Origin of the sequence: Enterobacter sp. TCD1-1, from assembly GCF_020567405.1 — a bacterium.
GTDB lineage: Bacteria > Pseudomonadota > Gammaproteobacteria > Enterobacterales > Enterobacteriaceae > Enterobacter > Enterobacter quasiroggenkampii.
This window is the reverse complement of record NZ_JAJCXF010000001.1, coordinates 2,112,147-2,134,407: the sequence shown is the minus strand read 5'-3', so window position 1 is coordinate 2,134,407 and position 22,261 is coordinate 2,112,147. Positions and strand designations below refer to the sequence as shown.

The 22,261-nt window shown below is 57.8% G+C and carries 20 protein-coding genes and 2 tRNA genes; 10 read left to right on the top strand and 12 right to left on the bottom strand.

Translation table 11 applies throughout. The features are described 5' to 3' along the window. Nucleotides 1–90: 90 nt before the first annotated feature. Nucleotides 91–166 (bottom strand) — tRNA-Asn (locus LJA86_RS10335). 320 nt (nt 167–486) lie between these two features. Here LJA86_RS10335 and nac point away from each other — a divergent pair. After that, a complete protein-coding gene (gene nac, locus LJA86_RS10330; protein WP_045908128.1) occupies nt 487–1,404 on the top strand; it encodes a nitrogen assimilation transcriptional regulator NAC in 918 nt (305 codons plus the stop codon). Nucleotides 1,405–1,500: 96 nt separating this feature from the next. Next, on the top strand, nt 1,501–2,451 hold the full coding sequence (gene cbl, locus LJA86_RS10325; protein ID WP_028013741.1) for an HTH-type transcriptional regulator Cbl: 951 nt from the start codon (nt 1,501–1,503) through the stop codon (nt 2,449–2,451). A 42-nt stretch (nt 2,452–2,493) separates the two neighbouring features. On the opposite strand, the gene LJA86_RS10320 is transcribed toward cbl, so the two are convergent. Continuing rightward, the gene (locus LJA86_RS10320; protein WP_229226104.1) at nt 2,494–3,102 is read right to left on the bottom strand and encodes a glutathione S-transferase family protein; all 609 of its coding nucleotides are present in this window, start codon (nt 3,100–3,102) and stop codon (nt 2,494–2,496) included. Between the two features lie 170 nt (nt 3,103–3,272). Between LJA86_RS10320 and LJA86_RS10315 the strand changes: the two genes are divergently transcribed. The 3 genes from LJA86_RS10315 to LJA86_RS10305 all read left to right on the top strand — a co-directional run bounded on the left by LJA86_RS10315 (nt 3,273) and on the right by LJA86_RS10305 (nt 5,002). After that, nucleotides 3,273–4,166, top strand: a complete 894-nt coding sequence (locus LJA86_RS10315) for a LysR substrate-binding domain-containing protein (protein WP_229226103.1) — start codon at nt 3,273–3,275, stop codon at nt 4,164–4,166. 175 nt (nt 4,167–4,341) lie between these two features. Then, nucleotides 4,342–4,695 carry a type II toxin-antitoxin system RelE/ParE family toxin gene (locus tag LJA86_RS10310; protein ID WP_229226102.1) on the top strand — a complete coding sequence of 118 codons (354 nt, stop codon included), beginning with the start codon at nt 4,342–4,344 and terminating at the stop codon, nt 4,693–4,695. 4 nt (nt 4,696–4,699) lie between these two features. Beyond that, nucleotides 4,700–5,002 (top strand): XRE family transcriptional regulator, encoded by a 303-nt coding sequence (locus tag LJA86_RS10305; RefSeq protein ID WP_029741460.1) that lies wholly within the window; start codon nt 4,700–4,702, stop codon nt 5,000–5,002. Nucleotides 5,003–5,070: 68 nt separating this feature from the next. Here LJA86_RS10305 and LJA86_RS10300 read toward each other — a convergent pair whose 3' ends face one another. After that, a complete protein-coding gene (locus LJA86_RS10300) occupies nt 5,071–5,991 on the bottom strand; it encodes a LysR family transcriptional regulator (protein WP_229226101.1) in 921 nt (306 codons plus the stop codon). Between the two features lie 141 nt (nt 5,992–6,132). On the opposite strand from LJA86_RS10300, the gene LJA86_RS10295 reads away from it, so the two are divergent. Continuing rightward, nucleotides 6,133–6,522, top strand: a complete 390-nt coding sequence (locus LJA86_RS10295) for a RidA family protein (RefSeq protein WP_229226100.1) — start codon at nt 6,133–6,135, stop codon at nt 6,520–6,522. Nucleotides 6,523–6,714: 192 nt separating this feature from the next. On the opposite strand, the gene LJA86_RS10290 is transcribed toward LJA86_RS10295, so the two are convergent. The 6 genes from LJA86_RS10290 to LJA86_RS10265 form a co-directional block, all read right to left on the bottom strand. Beyond that, a tRNA-Asn gene (locus LJA86_RS10290) sits at nt 6,715–6,790 on the bottom strand. A gap of 164 nt (nt 6,791–6,954) precedes the next feature. Continuing rightward, nucleotides 6,955–9,144 carry a TonB-dependent siderophore receptor gene (locus LJA86_RS10285; protein WP_229226099.1) on the bottom strand — a complete coding sequence of 730 codons (2,190 nt, stop codon included), beginning with the start codon at nt 9,142–9,144 and terminating at the stop codon, nt 6,955–6,957. Nucleotides 9,145–9,170: 26 nt separating this feature from the next. Further along, nucleotides 9,171–10,496, bottom strand: a complete 1,326-nt coding sequence (locus LJA86_RS10280; RefSeq protein WP_229226098.1) for a lysine N(6)-hydroxylase/L-ornithine N(5)-oxygenase family protein — start codon at nt 10,494–10,496, stop codon at nt 9,171–9,173. Continuing rightward, nucleotides 10,493–12,235 carry an aerobactin synthase IucC gene (iucC, locus tag LJA86_RS10275; protein WP_324254937.1) on the bottom strand — a complete coding sequence of 581 codons (1,743 nt, stop codon included), beginning with the start codon at nt 12,233–12,235 and terminating at the stop codon, nt 10,493–10,495. Before iucC ends, LJA86_RS10280 begins: the two co-directional genes overlap by 4 nt. Continuing rightward, the gene (locus tag LJA86_RS10270) at nt 12,232–13,179 is read right to left on the bottom strand and encodes a GNAT family N-acetyltransferase (RefSeq protein ID WP_229226097.1); all 948 of its coding nucleotides are present in this window, start codon (nt 13,177–13,179) and stop codon (nt 12,232–12,234) included. Before LJA86_RS10270 ends, iucC begins: the two co-directional genes overlap by 4 nt. Continuing rightward, a complete protein-coding gene (locus tag LJA86_RS10265) occupies nt 13,179–14,921 on the bottom strand; it encodes an IucA/IucC family protein (RefSeq protein WP_229226096.1) in 1,743 nt (580 codons plus the stop codon). Before LJA86_RS10265 ends, LJA86_RS10270 begins: the two co-directional genes overlap by 1 nt. Before the next feature lie 138 nt (nt 14,922–15,059). Here LJA86_RS10265 and LJA86_RS10260 point away from each other — a divergent pair, with 138 nt between their 5' ends. Then, nucleotides 15,060–16,271: an MFS transporter gene (locus LJA86_RS10260; protein ID WP_229226095.1), complete on the top strand. Its 1,212-nt coding sequence runs from the start codon at nt 15,060–15,062 to the stop codon at nt 16,269–16,271. Here the strand turns inward: LJA86_RS10260 and mtfA are convergent. Then, nucleotides 16,268–17,065, bottom strand: a complete 798-nt coding sequence (gene mtfA / locus LJA86_RS10255) for a DgsA anti-repressor MtfA (RefSeq protein ID WP_223539213.1) — start codon at nt 17,063–17,065, stop codon at nt 16,268–16,270. The genes LJA86_RS10260 and mtfA overlap by 4 nt on opposite strands. A gap of 216 nt (nt 17,066–17,281) precedes the next feature. On the opposite strand from mtfA, the gene LJA86_RS10250 reads away from it, so the two are divergent. From LJA86_RS10250 to LJA86_RS10240, 3 genes are all read left to right on the top strand, one after another. Further along, a complete protein-coding gene (locus tag LJA86_RS10250) occupies nt 17,282–17,428 on the top strand; it encodes a DUF2256 domain-containing protein (protein ID WP_071530926.1) in 147 nt (48 codons plus the stop codon). Beyond that, nucleotides 17,425–18,954 (top strand): cryptochrome/photolyase family protein, encoded by a 1,530-nt coding sequence (locus tag LJA86_RS10245; RefSeq protein ID WP_229226094.1) that lies wholly within the window; start codon nt 17,425–17,427, stop codon nt 18,952–18,954. The genes LJA86_RS10250 and LJA86_RS10245 overlap by 4 nt, the downstream gene beginning before the upstream one ends. A 94-nt stretch (nt 18,955–19,048) precedes the next feature. Then, nucleotides 19,049–19,948, top strand: coding sequence for a LysR family transcriptional regulator (locus LJA86_RS10240; protein WP_045908141.1), 900 nt, complete (start codon nt 19,049–19,051; stop codon nt 19,946–19,948). Here the strand turns inward: LJA86_RS10240 and LJA86_RS10235 are convergent. Then, complete coding sequence (locus tag LJA86_RS10235; protein ID WP_229226093.1) at nt 19,923–20,711, bottom strand: substrate-binding domain-containing protein; 789 nt, start codon at nt 20,709–20,711, stop codon at nt 19,923–19,925. The two genes, LJA86_RS10240 and LJA86_RS10235, sit on opposite strands and share 26 nt — an antisense overlap. Continuing rightward, the gene (locus LJA86_RS10230; protein WP_048223899.1) at nt 20,708–22,021 is read right to left on the bottom strand and encodes an MFS transporter; all 1,314 of its coding nucleotides are present in this window, start codon (nt 22,019–22,021) and stop codon (nt 20,708–20,710) included. Before LJA86_RS10230 ends, LJA86_RS10235 begins: the two co-directional genes overlap by 4 nt. Nucleotides 22,022–22,261 lie beyond the last annotated feature (240 nt).

The following is a 22,261-nucleotide window of genomic DNA, read 5'->3' as shown; positions in this document are numbered from 1 at the left end:
CGTAGGTCGGGTAAGGCGAAGCCGCCACCCGACAATTTTACCCGACGCAGAAAAGCAAAAAGCCTGCTTTAAAAGCAGGCTTTTCAAATTTGGCTCCTCTGACTGGACTCGAACCAGTGACATACGGATTAACAGTCCGCCGTTCTACCGACTGAACTACAGAGGAATCGTGTGAACGGGGCGCATATTATCGACCTGCGTTCACCTTGTCAAAGGGTGGATCGCCGCCTTTTGATCGTTTGCTGACAAAATCGGCAAAGTGATGTTTTTGACAGCGGAATGCACCGCTTTGGTGCGGGTATACCTCTAATGGGGCAGATCATAAACTGCTGTTTCGGTAATAAAACCCCCCTCCATGATTAGGTTTCCTTATTTTCAGGCGCTTAGCGCCCAATTCAGACCGCCTGGTAAAAGTGGCATTCATATTGCAAAACCTGTTCAACAACGACAGCCGGTTCCGGCACAGCATTTCGAACAGGGGGCAAAATGAACTTAAGACGACTGAAATACTTCGTAAAAATCGTCGATATCGGCAGCCTGACTCAAGCGGCAGAAGTGCTGCATATCGCGCAGCCTGCGCTGAGCCAGCAGGTGGCTACTCTGGAAGGCGAGATGGATCAGCAGCTGTTGATCCGCACCAAACGCGGCGTCACGCCCACGGAAGCCGGTAAGATCCTGTATACCCATGCGCGCACCATTCTTCGCCAGTGTGAACAGGCGCAACTGGCGGTGAATAACGTGGGGCAGACCCTGAGCGGGCACGTGTCCATCGGGCTGGCGCCGGGAACGGCGGCATCGTCCATTACCATGCCGTTGCTGCAGGCCGTCCGCGCTGAGCTGCCTGAAGTGCTGGTCTATCTGCACGAAAACAGCGGTTCTGTCCTGAATGATAAACTGCTCAGTGGCCAGCTGGACATGGCGGTCCTTTACGATCGCTCCCCGGTTGCCGGGATCACCAGCCAGCCGCTGCTGAAAGAAGATCTCTACCTCGTGGGCACCCGCGACTGCCCGGGCCAGAGCGTCGACCTTACCGCCGTGGCAGAAATGAACCTCTATCTGCCGCGCGACTACAGCGCCGTGCGCGTGCGCGTGGACGAAGCGTTCTCCCTGCGCCGCCTGACGGCCAAAATCATCGGCGAAATCGACTCGATCTCCACGCTGACCGCAGCCATTGCCAGCGGCATGGGGGTGACCGTTCTGCCGGAGTCCGCAGCACGCTCGCTGTGCAGTGCGGCAAACGGCTGGATGGCGCGGATCACCACACCTTCCATGAGCCTGCCGCTGTCGCTGAACATGTCCGCACGCGGTTCGCTGTCGCCACAGGCGCAGGCGGTAAAAGAGATTTTGATGTCGCTGGTCAGCAAGCCATCGCTTGAGAACCGTGAACTCCAGCTCGTGAGCTGATATTCCATAAAAGCATAAGATGCTGGTTTTTATTATTTGTTCTGCAGCACGGCTGACTCTAACAATAGAGCTATGTCAGATGCGCCGGAGTGAATCGTGAATTTCCAGCAACTTAAAATTATCCGTGAGGCGGCCAGGCGGGACTACAACCTGACCGAGGTCGCCAATATGCTTTATACCTCTCAGTCCGGCGTCAGCCGCCATATCCGCGAGCTGGAAGAGGAACTGGGCATAGAGATCTTTATCCGTCGCGGCAAGCGGCTGCTCGGCATGACGGAGCCGGGTAAGGCTTTGCTCACCATCGCTGAGCGGATCCTCAACGAGGCCAGCAACGTGCGTCGCCTGGCGGATCTCTTCACCAATGACGCCTCGGGCGTGCTCACCATCGCCACCACCCACACCCAGGCGCGCTACAGCCTGCCGCCGGTGATTAAAGCGTTCCGCGAACTTTTCCCTGACGTCCGTCTGGAGCTTATCCAGGGCACGCCGCAGGAAATTGAAGTGCTGCTGCAAAACGGTGGGGCGGATATCGGCATTGCCAGCGAACGCCTGAGCAACGATCCGCTGCTGGTGGCTTTCCCCTGGTTCCGCTGGTACCACAGCTTATTACTTCCGGTCGATCATCCGCTGAATCAGGTTTCTCCCCTGACGCTGGAAGACATTGCGAAATGGCCACTCATTACCTACCGCCAGGGGATCACCGGACGCTCGCGTATTGATGAAGCTTTCAACCGTAAAGGATTAACGCCGGACATCGTGCTGAGTGCGCAGGATTCTGACGTGATCAAAACCTACGTCGAGCTGGGGCTGGGCATTGGCCTGGTGGCGGAACAGTCCAGTGGAGAACGCGAAGACGGGAACCTGGTGCGTCTTGACACGCGTCATCTGTTTGACGCCAACACCGTCTGGCTCGGCCTGAAGCGCGGACAGCTGCAGCGCAACTATGTGTGGCGCTTTATCGAGCTCTGCAACGCCGGGCTGTCGGTGGATGAGATTAAACGCCAGGTGATGGAGCCGGAAGAAGTGGCGATTGATTATCAGATTTAGGTGCGGGTTTGCCCGGTAGCGAGTGCTTACCGGGCTCGCCACTTAGCTGAATGGGTATTTTCTAAAGACCGCCTGTGATTCGAATGATTCGGCAAGCGACTGGATCGCGCTAAACTCCGCTGCACTAACGACGTGCGGGATCATCGACTGCATAAACGTCCAGACAACCGTGCTGGTAATGGCCACCTGATTGGGCACTGTGGTGACCGGACGCGCCTGCAGTAATCTATTCCATTCCCTGCAGGCCGCCAGCAGTTGGGTTGTAATGCGTTCGACCCATGCATCATGCTGCTTCTCAACCGGGCGCAGGTTGTGTTCATACACATTTTGCACGGCTTTCTCCGCAGCGGCGAGGATAAAGCCCAGCGTCTGGAGATCGTTTGCCAGCGCATCCGGATCGACAGGCAAGAGTCTGCGCTCAGGGGCGGCCTGAGCCTCAAAATAATTCAGTATCAGCGAGGAATCCATCAGACGTATTCCGTTATCCAGAACCAGCGTCGGGGCTTTTACCGCGGGGTTGATCCGGGAGAACGCGTCGAAGGTGCTAAAGACTGACAGCGGCTGGCTTTCAAACTCAACGCCATAAAGCTCAAGGGAGATCGCCACGCGCCGTACATAAGGTGAATCCATCATGCCAACAAGCTTAATCATCTTTCCCGTTTTCCTGTCTCTGTGAAAGAACGCGTCATTGAAAAGGATGACCCGACATTACAATACAATTTGCATGGTGAATATCTTCAGTATCTTACCGTAAGGGTTAGTATTACTGACATATGATCAGGTTGCCGCTGTATATCCAGCGCAGATAAGGAAGTGCTTTCATGTCGGATTTTCCACCCATTGCCAGTTTGCGAAGCTTTGAAGCCGTCGCCCGTCTTGGCAGCGTGACGCTGGCGGCGAAAGAACTCCACGTTACCCATTCCGCTATCAGCCAGCAGATCAAAACGCTGGAGGAGATGGTGGGCGTAAAGCTGTTTATCCGTCAGGGGCGAGGAGTGCAGATCAACGAAGAAGGGCGGCTCTATGCCTTACAGGTACGCGAAGCGTTGAACCACATCGCGGATGCTACCCGACTCGTACAGGTGAAGCCGAGAAAGCAGGAGTTGACGCTGGCGATGGTGCCGTCATTTGGATGCCACTGGTTATTACCGCGTCTGGCTCGTTTTCGGGCGAAATATCCGCTTATTACCCTGCGGATCCAGGCCAGCCTGACGGTCACCAGCCTGCAGCAGGAAGGGATAGATATCGCGATACGGATGGGGCAGGGAAACTGGGAAGAGAGTGAAAGCCATTATCTTTTTTCCGATGAGCTTATTGTGGTGGCCGCACCGGGCTATAACGGGGGCGTGCTGCCCGCTACGCCAGCGGAGATTGCAAAGAGTCATATTATTTTCTCCATGGAGTCGTGGAAAGCATGGTGCATGAATGCGGGTCTTGAGAAAGAGATCGTGCCTGGCGGTTTATGCGTTAACGACTCGAATTTAATTATCGAAGCCGTCCGGCTTGGAGAAGGCATCGCGCTGGAGCGCCGCTCTCTGGTTCAGGATGCCATCACCCGAGGTGAACTGGTCCAGCTAACCTCCATCACCGCACCATATCCCTGGCCTTACTGGTTGGTAACGGCGCAGTCAACGGAGGCGAAGCCGGAGGTGACACTCTTTAAGGCATGGCTGGAGGAGGAAGTGGCGGCCTGGAAGCAGTTGACCGGATCCTGAGTTTTTTCGATGCTGCTCGTAACAAAATGAATATCCGATAAGAGATACACAGAATTACTCCTACACGCATTCAGTATTCCCGTAACCCACAAGAATCTTCTTTTCCATCTCTGCATAATCATTGCTATAGCTTTGCATGTATATAGTCTTTGATCTATATTTGATGGGAGGCCTTGTGTGGGCAATTAACATGACGGACAGGTTTGATCGCTGGTTCACTTCGCTTGACGATACGGATCGCGCCAGCGTACTTGCAGCACTGCTTGTTTTGCGAGAGAAGGGGCCGGGTTTATCGAGACCCTACGCTGATACGCTTAAAGGCTCTCGTCACAGCAACATGAAAGAGCTACGTATTCAAAGTAAGGGTGATCCATTACGGGCGTTTTTCGCCTTCGACCCAAACCGTACTGGCATCATGCTTTGTGCTGGCAATAAGGTCGGTAATGAAAGGCGATTCTACGATGAGATGCTTCTCGTTGCTGATCGGGAATTCACTCACTGGCTGAATACATTAAAAGAGAGGGAATAGCGCGATGGGAAGAACCCTTGAGCAGCTTATAGCGGATGAAAAGCCTGAAGTTGTCGCCAGCGCTCAGGCAATAGCAACGGATATTTTGCTCAATATTCATCTGGCTGAGTTACGTGAGAAAGTACAAAAAACGCAAGTAGAGATGGCACAGGCTCTGGGTATCAGACAGCCTACCGTTGCGGTAATGGAAAAGCCCGGGCGCGATTTGAAACTCTCTTCTCTCAAGCGTTACGTTGAGGCTGCGGGCGGAAAGCTGCGGCTTGATGTTGAGCTGCCAGATGGCTCGCACTATGAGTTTGTGCTGTAGGGCAGAAAAGCAGGCTTCAAAACCTCCAGAATAACCGTCAATCGGCGGTGATGAGCGAATAGATGTCGTTACTTATTGGTGGTAGTGGGGACATGCTGCTGCATCAATTCAACGATCCAATCAATAAAAACGCGCAGTCTGGCGTTGACATGGCGGTTCGGCGGAAACGCCAGGTACAGGGGCATTGGGTTAATACGCCAGTCTTCAAATAGCGGAATCAAAGAGCCAGCAGCCTGATGCGCTGCCGCCATATAGACCGGCAGCGCAATCACGCCTATCCCGGCTAACCCAGCTTCGAGGTAAGCATTGCCATCATCCACGGCAAGCACATAGCTGCCCTTGATTTCAATATGTTCACTCTCTCTGTGCAGTACCAGAGGATCAATCTTACCGGTGCGTGAGGATAAGAATCCCACTATGCGATGGTCGGTGTTTTCCAGCTCACGCGGATGCGCAGGGGCGCCAAGGCGTTCCACATAGCTCGGTGCGACGTAAACACCGATTTGCAAATCGCCGACATGGCGCGCGATCAGGGACTGGTCGTTGATTTCGCCACCGCGCAGGACGCAATCCACGTTGTCGCCGATCAGATCCACCACCCGGTCACTCACGCCCAGGTCGAATTGAATATCAGGATAGCGTGCGTGAAAAGCTGGCAGCGCGGGCACCAGCACCAGGCGGGCGAGAGGCGTGGGCACATCTATCCGCAGGCGTCCCCTGGGGAGCATCGTCGCACTGGACAGGCTGTTTTCAGCATCTTCCATATCCGCCAACAGGCGGATGACGCGCTCGTAGTAGATCGCGCCATCGGGAGTGACGCCGAGCCTGCGGGTGGTGCGATGGAGCAGCTTGACGCGCAGGCGCGCTTCCAGATGCTGAATGAGCTGCGTCACTGTAGTTTTGCTCATATGAAGCGTTTGGGCAGCCTTTGTAAAACTGCCTGCCTCCACCACGCGAGCAAAGGCGCGCATCGCATCGAAACGATCCATCACTTGTCCTCTCTTTTCACCGATTGTTTGGATATTACAAACAATGATGGACAAAGTCGCTTGTTTATCCGCCAGAACCTGCACCTGTAAAGTGTCTGTATGTTCACCGGGCAGATTTCGCCTCATTACAAAGGTACAAATATGACAACACGCGAAGCCGTTTTTCCCTTGGGACGCCAGGCGCTTTATGAGCTCAATCGGTATTCACCCGCCATCAAATCTAACGGCTTCCTGTTTGTTTCGGGGCAGGTGGGTAGCCGGGAGGATGGTTCGCCTGAACCCGATCTGAAAGCGCAGGTCAGGCTGGCTTTCGATAATCTTAATACTGTCCTCGCGGCTGCGGGCTGCACGTTCAGTGACGTGGTTGACGTGACCCTCTTTGTCGTCGATCCCGCGTCAAACCTCGACGTTATCTGGAGTATCCTGCCAGAATATTGGGGGGAAGCGCCTTACCCTACGTTGACGGGGATCGGCGTGACGTGGCTGTACGGATTCCAGTTTGAGATAAAGGTGATTGCCCGGCTGCACTGACCCCTACGGGTCTTTCCGCCAGTTGAAAGATAAAACAGAGGTAAATTGATGAAAGCAGCGGTTTATTGCCCGGTGGCGCTGCGCTTACCGTGCCTACGGTCCCGTAGGTCGGGTAAGGCGAAGCCGCCACCCGACAATTTTACCCGACCCAGAAAAGCAAAAAGCCTGCTTCAAAAGCAGGCTTTTCAAATTTGGCTCCTCTGACTGGACTCGAACCAGTGACATACGGATTAACAGTCCGCCGTTCTACCGACTGAACTACAGAGGAATCGTGTGAACGAGGCGCATAGTAGCGACCTCACTACGCCTTGTCAAAGGGTGAAAACGCACTTTTCGTTCGTTTGCCGACAATTTCAGCAAATCGCTGATTTTATAGTAAATTTGCTTCGAAATTACACAGCAAATTGCGCCGCCCGCAGGCGGCGCGCAGGATTAGAACAGAACGGAGTAGTTCAGACCAAACGTCCGTCCGCGGCCTTTGTAGGTATAAAGACCCGGTGCACCGTAGGTTGGGCTATACAGCCCCGGCGCGCGCTGGCCCCAGGCGGTGGTGTAGTCTTTGTCCAGCAGGTTTTCCACGCTGAAGCTGACTTTACCCACCGGCAGGGCGTAGCTGCCCAGGAAGTCGACCGTGTTGTAGCCATCGATCTTCTTGCCGTCGGCGTCAGAGACGTCAAAGGTCTGCGTGCTCTGTACGCGCAGGGTCCAGTCGCCCGGCGCCCAGTTGACCCACGCGCTGGCTTTTGACGGGCTGGCGCTGTCGACCGTCAGCTTCTCCCATTTCCCGTTTTCGCGGGTTTCAGACTTAATGGCGTTAAAGTTCGCGCCCGTGCTCCAGTCGCTGTTGGTGAAGAAATAGTCCACCTGACCTTCCACCCCGTAGATACGACGCTTGTCGTCTTCCAGGTTGATGGTCATATCCGTCTTGTTAATGGTGATGGTTTTATCCGAGAGCGAGTAATACGCCGCAACCTGCGTGCGCAGATTATCCCCGGTGTAGCGCCAGCCCAGCTCATAAGCGTTGACCTTGATACCGTCCAGCTTCGAGTCATTCACGTTGACGCTGTTCAGCAGGCGATAGTGACCGTTGCTGAGCTGATAGGTCCCGGAGCCGTAGTACTTCGCCAGGTCCGGAATTTCGAAGCCCTGGGAGAAATTAAACCACACCTGCTGCTGTTCGGTCAGGCGACCAAGGATCCCGGCGTTAAACAGGAAGTTGTTGTAATCGGTTTTCCCACCCGGCACCGCGTCGGCGGAGGTGGCTTTCCCGGTAGCGATGGCCTGCTGCTGGGTGTAACCGACAAAATCGTCTACCTTGTTCTCGGTGTACTGGTAGCGCACGCCGCCGCTCAGGGTGATGGCGTCAATATCGTAGCTGGCCTGCAGGAACGGGGCGAGGTTGGTGATGCTGTAGCCCGGGTAGCGGCCCACGTTGTAGGCGTTATCCAGCTCCATGCCGCCGCTCGCTGCAGCTTTGCTCAGGTTAAAGAACTGCTGGTTGGCGTCGAAGGTTTCGTGGTCGGCATCCATACCCCAGGTCAGCGTTAAATCGTCCACCGGCTTGCTGTTCAGCGTCAGCTTGCCGCCGTAGAAATCAGTTTTCTGCTGCGACGCGCCGATGCTGCTGACCACGCCTTTGGTCAGGGTCGGGAACGGATAGTAGGTCAGGCTCTCGTCGCGATAGTAAATCTGCGCGACCAGATCCTGGCCCCAGAAATCGGTATTGGAGTACTGCAGGTTGATCAGATGGCGCTCGGTACCCGGCACGCGGTCAGAATCGAGGTTACCTTTGTTGTACGCGGTCGCATCCCCCGTGACCGCCGAGAAGTTCTTCCCGAGATACAGACCATGCTTGCCGTCGGACTCGCTCTTGTAGTACTGAGTGGTCAGCTGCAGCTGCTGGTGATCGTCAATATTGAGGGTGCCTGTGCCCATCACATCGATACGGTCGGAATACTGTAAGCCGGTCTGGGTGTTATCAATAATCACCTCGTCGCCGTTGCCATCATACCAGCCGCCGTAGCGCTGATACGACACCGACAGACGACCGGAAGCGTTATCGTTGCCGCCGCTGACCGCTGCCGATACGTTCTCATCATGGTCGTTGTGGCTGTTAAACCCGCTTTTAGCACCTGTCTGGAACTCGACTTCAGTCTCAGGCTGGCCCTTTTTGGTAACGATGTTCACCAGACCACCGGTGCTGCCGCCGCCGTAGAGTGACGTGGCGCCGGAGATGACTTCGATACGGTCAATGTTGAACGGATCGATAGAGTCGAGCTGGCGGCTGTCGCTGCGGGACGAGTTCAGGCGCACGCCGTCCACCATTACCATCATGGAGCGACCGCGCAGGTTCATGCCGTAGTTGGTACGTCCCTGGCTGCTGACGTCCATACCCGGGATCAGCTGTGCCAGCACTTCTTTAATCTCTTTCCCGCCCTGAACCTGCTGCTCAATTTCAGCCCGCTCAATGACCCAGGTGGTCTGCGCCATCTCCGCCACGCTGCGGTGCGCACGGCTGGCGGAGACCACGATATTTTCTTCCTTTTGTTCTTCCGCCCACGCAGAGGTAGAAAGCAATGCAAGCAAGCAAGGATTTAAAACCCAAAGATGAGAACGTTTCATTGTTATGTTGACCCTGATTGTGTGTGTCAGTACTCGGTGGTTTTTGCTAATGATTTAACAACCTGACTGTTCTCCGGGCTGGTGGTGCTTCGCCAGTGGATAACGCCAGGGGTGGTAGCCAGCTCAAACGGCTCGTCAGCGTGCGCGCGATTCAGAATGCGCGCCGCGCGCCAGGCCATCAGACTGAGCTGGGGTTCGGCAATGCCGAGACGGTGCATCCCGGCATTCACGGCAAACAGGCGGTTGCTTTGCGGACCGTCCCATTCGAGGGTGAAATCATTGTTGATGCAGAAGGCTTCGTCCGTATCCAGATGCAGGCGGTGAGACAACGGCGCGAGGAACGCCGGCTGCACGGCGCGATAGCCGGTGGCAAAGATCGTCACGTCGCTCTCCAGCTGCTCTCGCCCGCCGTCGAGGTGATGCTGTGTGCTCAGGCGCTGGCCGTTTTCCAGGCGCGTCAGGGCTGTCACCGAGCGGGACGGCATCAGGTGCGCCCAGGGTTTTTCACGCAGCACTTCGAAGCGGTGATACATCGCGCGGTAAATCGCCAGCAGTGACTCGGTGGTGATGCCGTCGGAGGTCATCTTCTGCTCGTGCAGCATCTGACGACGCGCCTCTTCACCGAGCGTGGAGAAGCTGTCCACGTACTCCGGCGTGAAATACTCGTTAGCAAAGGCGGCTTCATCCAGCGCGTTGTAGTTGTTGCGGCGCGATACCCAGTTCAGGCTCAGCGGCTGGCCCCATTCGCCACGGAAAATATTCAGGAACAGGTCGGCACCGCTCTGGCCGCCGCCGACGACGGTAACGCGCTTGCCCGTAAGATCCGGCGTGCGCAGCATCATCTCGCTGGCGTGGAAGCAGCTATCGTCCTGCGTAGTGACGCAGTCCGGCAGGTTGATCTGCTTACCGATCCCCACGCAGACGTGGCGCGCCAGGAAGCGATCGCGTTGGGTTACTACCTCAAACAGGCCGCTTTTCTCATCAAAGCTCACCTGCTGCACCTGCTGGCTGAAGGCGAGGTTGGTGAGGTTGTCCGCCGCCCAGCACAGGTAATCGGCAAACTCTTCCCGCGAAACGGTGCGCTGTTCGGTGGTCAGGAAGCGGTAGAACTTTTTACGCTGCACCAGGTAGTTCAGGAAGCTGTGGCGGTTGGTCGGCTCCACGGCGCTGACCAGATCCTTCAGGAAGCTGGTCTGCATGTGGCAGTCCGGCACCATCATCCCCGGGTGCCAGGAAAAGTGCGGTTTGCGCTCAAGAAACAGCGAGCTAAAGCCGTCCAGCCCTTCCGCCAGCGCGGCGATGCTGAGGTTAAACGGGCCGATACCAATGCCGATGAAATCATAGGTTTTCATTGCGCTGACTCCCGGGAGGCCAGAAAAAGAGGGTTATCAAGGTCGGTGACGTAGTTCGGCAGCATGCGGCTACCGCCGTCGTGTTCGGAGAAGGTCAGTTTGACCGGGTTGAGGATCACGCGAATAATATGCGGCTTAAACAGGTCGAACTTCGCGAAGCGGTCGGCAAGCTCGGGGTGCGCGGCCATATAGCGGTGCAGAACTCCGGCGAGGATCTGATAGAAACGCGTTTCGCTGACGCCGCTTTGCAGCGTGAGGCGTGAGATAAAACGCAGCACCGTCACAAAGTTGCCGGTTTGCAGATCGTGAATGATGTAATCCGCGCTCAGGCGTGCCGTAACGGCCTTCACCTGTTCCGGCAGGCTCTGGGCCTGCGGGAAATCTTCATCCACCAGGCGCATATCGCCCTGAAAATCCTTCAGCAGGATGCGCTGCGGGATATAGTCCTTCATCACCAGCGTCACGTTCTGGCCGTGGGCGATCAGCGCCACGCCGTAGCGGCAGAGCAGGTGATAGAACGGGATCACCGATGCCTCAAACAGCTTTTCCAGCCATGCCTCGGCGCTTAACCCGGAGCGGCTGATCCACGCGTCGATCAGCGCACACCCGGCGTTGTCGGTTTCCATTAGCGCAGCCAGGAGCACCGCCTGTTCGCCGTCCTGCAGATAGCAGGACGGGTTCTCGCGCCAGATCACGCCCAGCATCTCCTGATAGCGATAGGGCGCTTTCGGCAGCGCCGCATAGCCCGGGTGCGACAGGTATCCAGCAGCGGGCTCACCCAGCACCTGCGCGCCAGAGCGGGCAAGCGTGGCGTCGCTGGCGAACTGCTGCTGCAGCCAGCGCGAGGCCAGCGGCCCGGCGGCAATGTATTTGCCCGGAATACCGCGATAGCAGGAGGTGTTGTAGATCGTCAGCGGGAGCTTGATGTCAAACGGCGCGCTACGGCTGGCGTTGGTGAGCGTGCGCAGGGACTGCTGCGCCAGGTACTCATCGCCAAACTCGCCCAGCTCAACCATCTCACCGCGCGCCAGCTGCGCCAGGAAATGAATGGCGATCTTCTGCTGCCATTGCCACGGGTGCAGCGGCACCGGCAGCCAGCTCTCGTCGAGACCCAGCGCCTGCCAGCGGGCGTCAAAGCGGGCGCGCTCGGCGTTGTCCATGGCGCTGGCCAGCAGGGCGCTGATATCACAATCGACGTCGCTGCTCCAGACCAGATGCTCCCGCTGAACGGCAACCCAGTGCAGACGAAAACGTCCGCGATACTCAGGCGCGTACTGACGCAGCGCGTCCAGACCCCAGCCGCGGCGGCCTTTGTTGAAAATAAACTTCGGGTGACCGCGCATCAGGCACTGTAATTCGTCCGGATCGAGGTGGATCAGCGCGTCCGCGTCCAGCGCTTCACGCGCCTGCAGCAGCTGTATGTCGCCACGCAGCGTGGCGTAGAGATCTTCCATGTGCTCCGCCGTCTGCGCGTCGCTCATCTCCAGCACCTTCGCCAGCTGCAGCAGCGCGCGCTCCGCCTCCACGGCGGCACCGCTGGCGGTGGTCAGGCTGTCCGGGTCGATATGCAACCAGCCCCAGATCCCGCGCGTGGCGCAAAACTGCCAGGACTCGTTGCCCATGGTGATGCGCCAGGCGTCAGACGCAAGCGGCTCGGCGCGCAGGGTGCGTTCATACTCCAGCTCGGCGAGGATCTTCGCCACCATCTCGCGGTTCACTTTTTCCCAGAGCGCGTTCACAGGCCCACCTCGCTGAAGAAGCGGTGACGCTGGCTCATGATGAGACGCGAGCGCTTGTGCGGGAAGTCGAACTCTTTGACCGTGTCGAAACCAGCAGAGTCCAGATGGCGGAACAGGCGCTGGTTGTCGAAGCGTGGCTCGGCAACAATCCGCGTGGTGCGCGGTTCATCCAGATACAGATAGTGGCTCAGACCGCGCAGCCAGCTGCGGATATACTGCGCACCGCGCCAGTTCTCTTCGCCCACCAGCATGTGCAGCCCGCGGTCAAACGGCTGCCAGCGGTAGTGGCGGCCAATGCGGTCTTCCGCCGCCCAGTAGAGTTCAAAATAGCCGAACGGCTGGTCGTCGAAGCAGCCGATAACCGGGTAGCAGTAGGTCGAGTCGAGCTGACGGCGCAGGTAGTTTTCCTGCTCGGCCTGCGGGCCCGCCATCTCCCAGAAGGCGTTCACGCGCGGGTTGTTCATCCATTGGGTAAAGCGCTCGCCGTCCAGCGCCACGTCGGCCACGCGGAAGCTGAGGGTGCGCTTAATTTGCGGATCGTAACGGCGATACACTTCGCCCTGCGGGCGGTGAGGGCGCAGCGGGAAATACAGCTGACGGCTCTCGTCAAACTGCATTCCGCCGCTCGCCTGATGCCGTTCGCCTTTCAGCCACAGCGGCAATTGCCAGAAGGCATTGCGCGCCAGATAATCACCGTGGGCCAGGCCAAACAGCGCCTGCGCCTGGGGTTCATCCTGCCATTCCGCCCACGGCAACGTAATGCCGGTCAGCGCGGGGGCGGCCACAAAAAGCTGATCCAGGGCTTCCATCAACCAGCCGTCCGGGATCCCCTTCAGACGCTCCAGCACCGCGCTGCCGTCGAGACCCAACGCCAGCGGCAGGGTGCGATCCGTTGCGGTGCAGCGAAAGCCGTAGCCGGAATGGACGATATTCGCGATAGCCATCACGCCTTCTCCTTGTAGAACGGGTTACTAAAGTCGAAATAGATCACCGCCGGATCGGCGATGGTGTTTTCATTGCGATCGTGCAAGTAGCAGAAGAAGTTGCCTTTGCAGTTCCAGGTCGGGCTGTCGAGCACGTAGTCGAGGCAGCGGGTCTGCTTCGCCGTGCGGCGCAGTTCCGCCAGCGCGTCGCGCACCCGGGACATCAGGCTCTCCTCGCTGTCAAAACCGGCGGCAGCAAGGGCGGCGGTAACGGCAAGGGTAGAGTTCAGCAGCAGGTAGTAAGGGAAGTAGCGCAGCAGCTGGCTCTCGCCAAAGCGGTTTTCCACCTCAGTTTCGCCAGCTTCTTTCAGCCACGCGTCGGCGCTTTCGGTCCACGCGCTGCCCTGGCAGTCGCGATAGATCAGCCCGACCGGGAAATCCTGCTGCATCTCAACGAGGATATTTTGCTGGTGCGCCAGCAGGACCAGACCGTAGTCCGCTTCGGCGCTGAACAGCGGAAGCAATACGCGGTCGCAGTAGGCGTCCAGCCAGCAGCGGGCGGCCTGAGCGAGCGGTAAATCAAGACGCTGGCTCAGACGGCGCACCGCCGCAGCGAGCAGGCTGTCACCGCCGTCCGGCGCGGCCTGCGTCAGGCTCACCAGCACGTTGGTCTGGGTGGCTGGCGTATCGAACAGCAGATTAACGCGCAGGGCCATCAGGCTCTCTTCCTGAATGACGCCGCTGTCATCGCGCAGTCCCGCCCAGCCGTCTTCCTGCATCACACGCATGGTCGGGTAGCGCGCCTGTAATTCCTGCCAGCGTTCCGTTTTTGCCAGACGCGCCAGACGCATGCCGCGCTTCACCTCTTTCACAGACAGCGTGCGCACGGAGTTGGTCAGGCGCACGCTGAGGGAGAACTTAATCATGTCGCTGTTGGTCTCGCTGTACAGCGAGCGGGAGGAGCTGGTGGGCAGCCACTGTGCGCCCGCTTCACCCAGATCCTGCAGTGAACCGTTTTCCGCCAGACGCTGGCACCAGTCCTGCTCCAGCAGATAGTCGGCCTGCCACGGGTGCATCGGCAGCAGCCAACGGGTATCGGTGAAGTGGCCGAGCAGCTCGGGCGCGCTCTGGGCCGCAAAGCGCAGCAGACGTTCACGCAGGGAGACGTTCAGGCTGTCGCCGGCAACGAGCGTGCTCTCAACGGCAAACCAGCGCAGCGGGAAGCGGGAGGCGAAATCAGGCAGGTAGCGACGCGCCTCGGTTTCGTTGAACGGCTCGTGCGACTTCGGTGCCGGATGAAACGCATGGCCGACCAGCAGCGCCTGTTCCGCGTCGGCAAACGTCAGCGGCTTATCGCGCAGGGTTGCCCAGCGGTGGCGTAAATCAATCGCCTGCCAGGTATGGACATGGCTTTCGAGAACGCGCTGCTTAAAACGCGCCAGCGTATCGGCATCCAGCGAGCCTTTTACGGACGGTTTTTCAAGAATTAAATCAACCAGTTGAGAGAATTTGACGGCGTCACTGCGGTCGCTGTTGCTCTGAATAAGCGTTGCCGGGAAACGGTACTGATGATGCTGGGTGGGAGAGAAATAGCGTACCGGCACCCGAAGCGCCTGGGTTTGGGAAAGCGGGATATGGATCTCAGATAGCGCATCCGCATTGGTAGCGGAGTGATAGCGCCAGTCCTTCGTTTCGCGCAACAGGGCGTTTAAAAAACACTGGGCTGCAACGTCTGTACCGGCGGCGCGGAGCAGAGCACGCATAGATGTACCTCATTCCATGATTGATAATAATTCTCGTTATGATATTCATTCTGTTTACAGTCGCAACCATTTTTGCAATATTTGTTTTCATAAACTTCATAATTTCCACACATTTATTGACACTATGTTCACATTCTCATGCGCGCTGACTCTGAAACCTTGACGGAAAACGTCACCTCAAAAGCTAACTGGCCCCTGGCGCTATCTGCGGGTTTACTGGGCATCGGGCAAAACGGTTTGCTGGTGATGCTCCCGCAGCTGGTCACCCTGACCGGGCTGTCACTCTCGGTCTGGGCCGGGCTGTTGATGTTTGGATCCATGCTCTTTTTACCGGCATCACCCTGGTGGGGGCGTCAGAGCGAGCGGAAGGGGTGTAAGTCCGTCATGCTGGCCTCACTAAGCGGCTATCTGGCCAGTTTTGTTGTGATGGCGCTGGTGGTCTGGGCGATGGCGGCCGGAAGGCTGGATACGGTCTGGGGGCTGGCGGGGCTTATATTCTCGCGCCTGCTCTACGGACTGACGGTCTCGGGGCTGGTGCCTGCGGCCCAGACGTGGGCGATTCAGCGTGCGGGACTGGAGAAAAGAATGGCGGCGCTGGCGACGATCAGCTCCGGCCTCAGCTGCGGGCGTTTGCTCGGCCCACCGCTGGCGGCGCTGATGCTCAGCGTTAATCCGGTGGCGCCGCTCTGGCTGATGGCGGTTGCACCGCTTCTCGCTCTGCTGCTGGTGCTTCGCGAAGTCGCTGACCCGCCGCTGCCGCCGGTAGCCCTCCAGGCAACCCGCCTGCAGGCCTCCATGCTGCCGTTCCTGCTGCTGGCGCTGCTGCTGGCGGCGCTGGTGAGCCTGATGCAGATTGGCCTGTCACCGCATCTTAGCCCATTGCTGGGCGGTAACGCCCGGGAGATCAGCCATCATGTCGCGCTCCTGCTGAGCCTGGCCGCGCTGGCCACGCTCGCGGCACAGTTTCTGGTGGTCCGCCCGCAGCATTTCAGCCCGGTGACATTGCTCTGCATCGCGGCGGTGCTGATGGTGGCAGGGCTTGGGCTGATGTCTGTTGCCGGTTTGATGTTGTTCTACGTGGGGATTGTTATCACGTCACTCGGGGCGGCGATGGCCACGCCGGGCTACCAGCTTCTGCTGAACGATCGGCTGACCACGGGGAAAGGCGCGGGCGTCATCGCCACTAGCCACACGTTAGGCTACGGCGTCAGCGCACTGCTGGTGCCGGTCGTGACGCGCTTTTACGGGGAGCAGGCTTTAATGGTGGCCGCATGGGGAATGGCAGTGCTGTTTTTAGCCCTGAGCATAGGGGTATGGTCAACTGAGCGTACCCCTGCTGAAAAAGCTTAATGGACCTGGCGGGAGGAATGCCCGCCAGACCCCTCATTCTGCCGCAGGCGCTGGAGCGGATCCTGCTGATAAAACTGGCAGAAACGTTGCCACAGAGCCGGGAAACGGGGCGCGAAGAGCTCTGGCGCGCTGAAGAAATACTCGGAGAGCACCGCAAAGCACTCAGCGGGGTCGGTTGCCGCATAGGCGTCAATGCTGGCCGCGCTCTCGCCCACAAGGTCTATTTCATCCTGGATGTTATCCATCGCCGCGTGCAGGTCGTGCTCCCAGCCCGCGACCTCGCGAAGCGGGATCAGCGGAACGCCGCTGGCGCGATCGCCGTTGCGGGTATCCAGTTTGTGCGCCACCTCATGGATAATCAGATTAAAACCGGAGGCGTCGAACGAGTCCTGAATATCGAGCCAGTTGAGGATTATCGGCCCTTGCTGCCAGCTTTGTCCGGACTGCACCACGCGCTGGTTATGCACCAGCCCGATGTCGTCCTGCCATTCGTCATCCACCACGAACGGCGCGGGATAGATAAGCACTTCGTGGAAACCGTCCAGCCACTCAATGCCGAGTGCAAGCACCGGCAGACAGAACAGCAGGGCGATGCGGGCGTTTTTCAGGGGATCGAGTTCAAACCCCTGCAGTGGCACCAGGCGTTTTTGCTGCAAAAAACGATCCGCCAGTTGAACCAGTTTCGATTGTTCATCCGGGGTTAGATTAGCCAGAACAGGGATCGTAAGCGCGTCATCCCATGGCAGCGCCACATCCCGGCCAGCCTCATTCGTTTTCCAGGGCCACTTTATCATCGCTTTGCTCGCAAACTCGTCACTTGAACAAAAATGGGAAAGTCAGGTTCGGTTAAGATGCCAGAAAATCGCTCACTGCGACAAATCCAGCCTGAATAAACTATCATTTCGTACGTAGCGGTGGGTAGCGGTTTGCGGGCATCACCTTCATTTTGTGAAGTCTGTCGTGGCCTTTATCCGCAGGTGGGGTGAATTAATCAGTGCGGTATTGAAAAGATGAGCGATTTCAAAGGTAACAAGCAGGACCTGCCCAGTCGGCTGTGTGTGCACTGCCAGCGGCCCATGACGTGGCGCAAGAAATGGGCGAAATGCTGGAATGAGGTTAAATACTGTTCTGAGCGTTGCCGCAGGAGCCACCGTTGACCGAGCTGCGTCTGATCCTGGGCGATCAGCTTAATCCGCATCACAGCTGGTTTGATACCTGCAGTCCGAACGTCATTTACGTGATGCTGGAACTCCGGGCAGAAACCGCCTATGTGCTTCATCACGCCCAGAAAGTTATCGCTATCTTCGCCGCCATGCGGGCGTTTGCCTCTGCGTTAAAGGAGAAGGGGCATCGGGTGAGGTATGTCCGACTCTCCGATGGCTCAAACCGCGGCGCGCTGGAAGACAATCTCAACGCGCTTGTCGCGCATTACGGCGCGGACAGGGTGATATGGCAGGAGCCCGACGAATGGCGTCTTGATACGCAGCTGCAGGCGTGGGCGAAGACGGTCTCCGTTGAAACGGCCTGCGTCAGCAGCGAGCATTTTTTCACCACTCGGGAACAGGTCAGCGCGTTCTTTGCGCCACGCAAAAGCTGGCGAATGGAGTACTTTTATCGGGAAATGCGTCGTCAGCACGGCGTCCTGTTAACCTCTGAAGGCGAGCCGGAAGGGGGGAAATGGAATTTCGATGCTGAAAACCGCAAGCGCTGGTCCGGCGAGCCTCCCGCGCCGGTGGACGCGCGTCCCTGCCACGATCGTTCCGCCTTATGGGCGGAGATCCAACGCTGTGGCGTAAAGACCTTCGGCGAACCGCAGGCCGACAATTTTCGCTGGCCGCTCAACCGTGCGGAAGCCAAAGCCAGGCTGGATGATTTTATCGCGCACGTGCTCCCGCAGTTTGGAAACTGGCAGGACGCGATGCACGCGGAGGAACCTTTTCTTTTCCACTCGTTAATTTCATTCGCGCTGAACGCTAAAATGCTTAATCCGCGGGAAGTGGTCGCGGCCGCCCAGCAGGCGTGGCGTTCGGGCCACGCGCCGCTGCCTGCCGTAGAAGGGTTTATCCGACAAATTCTCGGCTGGCGGGAGTATGTGCGCGGGATCTACTGGTCGCAGATGCCGGGCTATCGGGAGCTGAATGCCTTAGACCAGCACGCCCCGCTGCCGGACTGGTTCTGGACGGGCAAGACGCAGATGCGCTGCCTGGCGCATGCCGTTGGGCAGTCGCTCACCGAGGCTTACGCCCACCATATCCAGCGCCTGATGGTCATTGGAAACTTTAGCCTGCTCAGCGGCCTGTCGCCGCAGGCGGTCCATGAATGGTATCTGGGCGTCTATATTGATGCCTTTGAGTGGGTGGAGCTGCCCAACACCCTCGGCATGAGCCAGTTTGGCGATGGCGGGTTACTGGCCAGTAAACCCTACGTCTCGAGCGCGTCATATATTCATAAGATGAGTAATTACTGTCAGGGGTGCCGGTATCAACACAACCAGCGTACCGGCGAGCAGGCGTGCCCCTTCAATGCCCTTTACTGGGACTTCTTTGTGCGCAATAAGGCGCGTCTCGGTAACAATCCCCGCCTGGGCATTGTCTTTAAACAGCTAACGGACATGACGGAAGAGGATCGGCAGGCCATTGCGGGCCGCGCGGGGTACGTCCGCCTGCATCTCAACGACCTCTGATCGGTATTTCAACGCCTGGGCGGTTGCGGCAGGTCAATAAGACGCTATTATTTTTGACTTTGTTGCGTATTCCCTGACAGGACATCCAGACGCTATGCCCGTGAATTTTGACCTTAACGATCTTTATGCTTTCAGAGCGTTAGTGGAATACGGTAACTTCCGTGTCGCCGCTGAATCTATCTGTTTATCCCAGTCGGCGCTGAGCCGCAGGATTGAAAAGCTGGAAGCCGCGCTGGGAAACAGGCTGTTCGATCGCACCACCCGCCGCGTGGCGCTGACGCTCTACGGACAAAACTTTGCCGAGCGCTCCGCACAGTTGCTCGACAGCGTTGAGTCAATGCTCGCGGATGTCGATAAGGCCAGCGAAGAGCGGACGGGGCTGATCACGGTTGCCACGGTACCTTCCGCGGCCTGTTACTTTATGCCTGACGTGATCCGGCGTTTTCAGTCTCGCTATCCGCGTGTTCGCATTAAGCTCATCGACAGCAGCGCGGGCAATGTGATTGACGCCGTGGCCCGCAGCCAGGCGGATTTTGGTATCTGCTTTGCAGGAAACCTGCCGTCTGAAATCGAATTTTTCCCGCTGGTGGAGGATGTCTACGTTGCGGCGTGCAGAAAGGATCATCCCCTGGCGCAGAAGAGTCACCTGACGTGGAAGACGTTTTACCAGCAGGATTATATCTCCCTCGATAAAACGTCAGGCAACCGCAATCTGCTCGACCGGATGCTGGGGGATATCGTTCCCGAGCGGCCCAGCGTCTGCGAAACACGTCACGTTACCACGATGCTCGGTATGGTTGAGGCGGGGATCGGCATCGCTGCCGTTCCCGCCATGTCAATGCCGACCTCAGAGCACACGCTGTTGACGCATCTGCCGCTGATGGCGCCGGAAGTGAAACGCACCGTGGGGCTTATCCGGCGCCGGGGGCGCATCCAGTCTTATATTGCGGCTGAACTGGAAAAGCAGATCACCGAGCAGTATCGCCGGACGTAACGGGGATCATCCCCGTCTCCGTAATGACGGCCCTTGAGGGCGGTGAGGCGAGATAGGTCAACAGCGCTTTCCCCTCCCCGGGATGTTCTGCATGGCGGGTAACCGCGCCTGCGAAGCGCGTGATGTATTGCACATTGTCAGGGATTTTCCCGACAAAGGTGACGCCCTGAACCGGCAACAGCTCGCTAACCTGCTGGAAACCGAGGGTGTATTTTCCATTTGCCACTTCTGAGGCGACCGGAATACGCTCGACTTTTGTCGCTTTACCGGCCACCTCTTTTTCTATTCCCAGCTTTTTGAATAACGCCTGGCTGACGTACCTGCCGCTGGCGCTGTCAGAGTAGGCGATGGAGCTGGCCTGCAGCAGCGTTTCACGCAGTTTCGCGTCGCTGCTGATATCCGGTACTTTCGCTCCTTTTTTTACCACCATGCCAACGGGAGAATCCGCGAGTTCCGTTCGCGAACCCGGCTGGGTCTGGCTGGCCTTTTCGAGCTTCTCCAGCGCATCGCCCACCATAATCACCACGTCGGCCTTCTCGCCGCGTGCCAGTCGGTTTGGGATCGCCTGCGGCGTATTGCCCATTGAGGGGCCGGGGATAATCACAATTTTATCCCCGGTCCGGTGTTCATATTCCGGGGCCAGCTTTTCCAGGGCGGCTTTAAAACCGCCTGAGATCATCACCTTCACGTCCTGGGCAAAGGCATTGACGCTCAGGAACGTCAGCACCAGCGCGCTGGTGGTATAGCGATAAGTGCGTTTCATACTGCCCCCTCTGACTTGACGGTGTTTTGCAGCGATACCGCGCGGCGGCGGTAGAGGTAGAGCGTCGCCAGCAGGGCACATACCGCGGCGAAGCTCATCCAGTAGCCCGGCGAGGCTTTGTCGCCGGTGTATTCAATAAGCGCGGTGGACATGACCGGGGTAAAGCCGCCAAAGACCGCCGTTGCCAGGCTGTAAGCCAGCGAGAAGCCCGCCACGCGCACTTCAGCCGGCATAATTTCCGTCAGAGCCGGGATCATTGCGCCGTTATAGAGGCCGTAGAGGAAGGAGAGCCACAGCAGCACGCTCAGCATCATCGAGAAGCTGGGCGCGCTCGCCAGCAGCGTCAGGGCCGGGTAGCTGGTCGCCAGCGCCAGCAGGGTCATGGCAATCAGCACCGGCTTGCGCCCGAAGCGATCCGACAGGGCACCGCCCACCGGCAGCCAGATGAAGTTAGAGATCGCCACCAGCAGCGTGACCAGCAGGCTGTCCGACGCGCTCAGCATTAGCACCTTTTTGCCAAAGGTGGGCGCATAAACGGTGATCAGATAAAAGGCCGTGGTGGTCATCGCCACCATCAGCATGCCCGCGACCACCACCTGCCAGTTGCCAAGCAGCGTTTTAAAGACCTGACGCATCTCCAGATGATGGCGACGCGCGCTGAACTCTTCCGTCTCTTCCAGCTTGCGGCGCAGGAAGAAGATAAACGGCACGATTAAACAGCCGAACAGGAACGGGATGCGCCAGCCCCATTCGCGGATGGCGCTCTCTTCCAGCATCGCGTTCAGCGCAAAGCCCATTGCGGCGGCGACCATAATGGCGACCTGCTGGCTACCGGACTGCCAGCTGGTGTAAAAACCCTTGCGGCCCGGCGTGGCGATTTCAGCCAGATAGACCGACACGCCCCCAAGCTCCGCGCCGGCGGAAAAACCCTGCAGCAGACGGCCCGTCAGCACCAGCAGCGGTGCCCACAGACCGATGCTTTGATAAGACGGAATAAGCACGATCAGGAAGGTCCCCGCCGCCATGATGGACAGCGTGACAATCAGCCCCTTTCTGCGCCCCACCTTGTCGATATACGCGCCAAGCACAATTGCCCCGATTGGACGCATCAAAAAGCCCGCGCCGAAGACGGCGAAGGTCATCATCAGCGACGCAAATTCACTGCTCGCCGGGAAGAACGTGTGGGCGATGTAGGTGGCATAGAAGCCGAACAGAAAGAAATCGAATTGCTCAAGAAAGTTGCCGGACGTGACGCGAAGTATCGCGCCCGCTTTCGACCGTACGGTTGCAGGTGAGGTTGAGGAAAACATGGTTATCTCCAGTTTATTGTTGACGTTTTACGCGTCTGTTTCTGAAAACTGGATCAGGATGAGGAATTAGATAAGCGCAAATGCCGCATCGACTGATGCATTTCTTGCATGAATATAATTCGGCAGATAAATACAATTAATGGCAACAATAACTTAACAAACCGTTGGCTTTTTATTCACCAGTAATCTGTAAGTCTCTGATATTGCGATTTTGTGATGTGGCGCAGAGGCGCATTTCAG

Excerpts from the sequence above, each read along its gene's own strand:
- nac (WP_045908128.1), top strand. The coding sequence starts at position 487 with ATGAACTTAAGACGACTGAAATACTTCGTAAAAATCGTCGATATCGGC.
- LJA86_RS10320 (WP_229226104.1), bottom strand. The coding sequence starts at position 3,102 with ATGATTAAGCTTGTTGGCATGATGGATTCACCTTATGTACGGCGCGTG.
- LJA86_RS10315 (WP_229226103.1), top strand. The coding sequence starts at position 3,273 with ATGTCGGATTTTCCACCCATTGCCAGTTTGCGAAGCTTTGAAGCCGTC.
- LJA86_RS10305 (WP_029741460.1), top strand. The coding sequence starts at position 4,700 with ATGGGAAGAACCCTTGAGCAGCTTATAGCGGATGAAAAGCCTGAAGTT.
- LJA86_RS10300 (WP_229226101.1), bottom strand. The coding sequence starts at position 5,991 with ATGGATCGTTTCGATGCGATGCGCGCCTTTGCTCGCGTGGTGGAGGCA.
- LJA86_RS10295 (WP_229226100.1), top strand. The coding sequence starts at position 6,133 with ATGACAACACGCGAAGCCGTTTTTCCCTTGGGACGCCAGGCGCTTTAT.
- LJA86_RS10285 (WP_229226099.1), bottom strand. The coding sequence starts at position 9,144 with ATGAAACGTTCTCATCTTTGGGTTTTAAATCCTTGCTTGCTTGCATTG.
- LJA86_RS10280 (WP_229226098.1), bottom strand. The coding sequence starts at position 10,496 with ATGAAAACCTATGATTTCATCGGCATTGGTATCGGCCCGTTTAACCTC.
- LJA86_RS10270 (WP_229226097.1), bottom strand. The coding sequence starts at position 13,179 with ATGGCTATCGCGAATATCGTCCATTCCGGCTACGGCTTTCGCTGCACC.
- LJA86_RS10265 (WP_229226096.1), bottom strand. The coding sequence starts at position 14,921 with ATGCGTGCTCTGCTCCGCGCCGCCGGTACAGACGTTGCAGCCCAGTGT.
- LJA86_RS10260 (WP_229226095.1), top strand. The coding sequence starts at position 15,060 with ATGCGCGCTGACTCTGAAACCTTGACGGAAAACGTCACCTCAAAAGCT.
- mtfA (WP_223539213.1), bottom strand. The coding sequence starts at position 17,065 with ATGATAAAGTGGCCCTGGAAAACGAATGAGGCTGGCCGGGATGTGGCG.
- LJA86_RS10250 (WP_071530926.1), top strand. The coding sequence starts at position 17,282 with ATGAGCGATTTCAAAGGTAACAAGCAGGACCTGCCCAGTCGGCTGTGT.
- LJA86_RS10240 (WP_045908141.1), top strand. The coding sequence starts at position 19,049 with ATGCCCGTGAATTTTGACCTTAACGATCTTTATGCTTTCAGAGCGTTA.
- LJA86_RS10235 (WP_229226093.1), bottom strand. The coding sequence starts at position 20,711 with ATGAAACGCACTTATCGCTATACCACCAGCGCGCTGGTGCTGACGTTC.
- LJA86_RS10230 (WP_048223899.1), bottom strand. The coding sequence starts at position 22,021 with ATGTTTTCCTCAACCTCACCTGCAACCGTACGGTCGAAAGCGGGCGCG.